Below are 2,399 nucleotides of genomic sequence, written 5' to 3' on the forward strand. Positions count from 1 at the left end.
CCGGCTTGTCTTCCTAAGACCGCTTGGCCTCCGACTTCCCGGCCATGCCCGGGATGGGTCAGGGCGGTGCGGGCCAGGGCGGGGCGCCGGCGGCCGGCGGGCTCGGCCGGCCGCGCCGCGGTCAGCCCCAGGACGGTGCCAACCGTCCCGGCGCGCCGACCGGGGCCCGCGAGCACAACACCGAGCAGCCGCAGCACAACTGGGCCGGTCCGGACGCCCGCGTCCAGGGCCCCGGCCCGGGCGGCCGAACCGACGTCGGCCCCGGTGGCCGTCCCGGTCCGCTGCCGCAGCGCGGTCAGGCCGGTCCCGGCCAGGGCCGCCCCGGCCAGGGGCAGCCGCAGCAGGGCCAGCCCGGTCAGCCCCAGCAGGGCCAGCAGGCTCCGCAGGGCCAGCCGCAGCAGGGTCTGCCGCAGCGCGGCCAGGCCCAGGGCGCCCCGATGCCGCGTCAGCAGGCGCCGGCCGGCGACCCGCAGGGTCCGCCGACCGTCCAGCAGCCGGTGATCGCCCAGGCCGCGCCGCAGCCGGCCGCGGTGGAGAGCACCCAGCCCTTCGCCCGCCCGCGCTTCGAGGCCAGCGAGATCGACCCGCGCGACCCGCTGGGCCTGGGTCTGGTCGAGCCGGTGCTGCCGAGCGTCGCCAACCCGGCGCCGCGTGCGGAGCACCCGCTCGGCGAGGGCCGCGCGCAGATGCCGCCGGCCCAGCCCGGCCAGCAGGCCCCGCAGGGCCGGCCCTTCCCGGGCCAGCCGACCGGCGGCCAGCCGCAGCAGCAGCCGATGGCCCTGCCTCCGCGCACCTCGGCCGAACACGGCCAGGCGCAGGGTGGCGCGGTCGACGAGACCCAGTGGTTCCGCACCGGCGGCGCCAACCGGATGGCCTCGGTGCAGGTCAACCAGGAGCAGCCGGGCGACCGCGGCCAGGGCGGCGAGCAGCAGGACAGCCGCAACCGGCAGTACCAGCCGCAACGTCCGGGCACCAGCGCACCGGGCTTCACCCCCGGCCAGCCCGGCCAGGGTCAGCCGGGCCAGGGCCGGCCGATGGGCCAGCCGCAGGGCCGGCCGCAGGCTCCCGCCCCGCAGCAGGGTCAGCCCCAGCAGCCGGGCGGACCGGGCCAGTCGGACGCGCCGTGGCGGCCCTCCGCCAACGACGAGCGCTGGCGCCGGGCCGAGCAGGTCCGCGAGCCGTCCTCGGACGGGGTCACGCTCTCCGGACTGCCCCGCCGGACCCCGCAGGCCAACCTGGTCTCCGGCACCGCCGAAGCCGCTCCGCTGACCGGCCCGCAGGTCTCCCGCGCCCCCGAAGAGGTGCGCGGACGGCTGACCAACCTGCGGCGCGGTATCCAGCAGGGTCGCCGCGCCGGCGCCGAGGCGACCCAGGGAATCCCGGTGCCCGGCCAGCAGTTCGACGGATTCGGGCGCCCCGGCGGTGCGGGCGGCAGCCAGGAGGGCTACCGTTCCCCGTCTACGGGCGGCTCCGGTGACGGCGGCCGCGGCGACGGCGGCTTCGGACACGAGAACCAGGAGCGTTGAGTCAGATGAGTCAGATGAGTCAGGCTGCCAGCAACCTGAACTGGCTGATCACCAATTTCGTGGACAACACCCCTGGGGTGTCGCACACGGTGGTGGTCTCCGCCGACGGGCTCCTGCTCGCCATGTCCGAAGGCTTTCCCCGCGACCGCGCCGACCAGCTCGCCGCCGTCGCCTCCGGCCTCACCTCGCTGACCTCCGGCGCCAGCCGGATCTTCGAGGGCGGCGACGTCAACCAGACCGTCGTGGAGATGGAGCGCGGCTTCCTCTTCCTGATGGCCGTCAGCGACGGCTCCTCACTGGCCGTCCTCGCCTCCCCCGACTCCGACATCGGCCTGGTCGGCTACGAGATGGCCCTGCTGGTCGACCGCGCCGGAGCCGTCCTCACCCCCGCCCTGCGCGCCGAACTCCAAGGCAGCCTCCTGCACTGACAGGGATTCACGTCACCCTCCGCCGGACCCCCGCCACACACGGGGGTCCGGCGACTACCCCACAGCTGATGCAGCATCAGCCGCAGCGCAAGGAGGATCCGAATGACCCCGCCCCCGACACCGGCCGGCTCGTACGGCAACGGGTACGGCTCCGGCTACGGCGACCAGAACAACGGTGGCTACGAGCAGCAGCCGCTGGTGCGCCCCTACGCCATGACCGGTGGCCGCACCCGTCCGCGCTACCAGCTCGCCATCGAGGCCCTGATCTCGACCACCGCCTCGGCCGAGCGCTCGGGCGGTCTGCTGCCCGAGCACCAGCGGATCGTCCACCTGTGCCGCGAGGTCAAGTCGGTCGCCGAGATCTCGGCGCTGGCCGGGGTGCCGCTGGGGGTGGCCCGGATCCTCGTGGCCGACCTCGCCGAAGCCGGCCTGGTCGCCATCCACC

3 protein-coding genes are annotated in these 2,399 nt (G+C 75.9%); all 3 read left to right on the plus strand.

All coding sequences use genetic code 11. The features are described 5' to 3' along the window. Positions 1–44: 44 nt before the first annotated feature. Entirely contained in the window at positions 45–1,526 is a 1,482-nt protein-coding gene (locus tag ABD323_RS40420) for a hypothetical protein (RefSeq protein WP_344447103.1), read from the plus strand. A gap of 5 nt (positions 1,527–1,531) precedes the next feature. Further along, a complete protein-coding gene (locus ABD323_RS40425; RefSeq protein ID WP_344447104.1) occupies positions 1,532–1,954 on the plus strand; it encodes a roadblock/LC7 domain-containing protein in 423 nt (140 codons plus the stop codon). Between the two features lie 102 nt (positions 1,955–2,056). Continuing rightward, positions 2,057–2,399: DUF742 domain-containing protein (locus ABD323_RS40430; protein ID WP_344447105.1), on the plus strand; the 343-nt coding region annotated here is incomplete at its 3' end.

Source organism: Kitasatospora nipponensis (genome assembly GCF_039528135.1).
GTDB lineage: Bacteria > Actinomycetota > Actinomycetes > Streptomycetales > Streptomycetaceae > Kitasatospora > Kitasatospora nipponensis.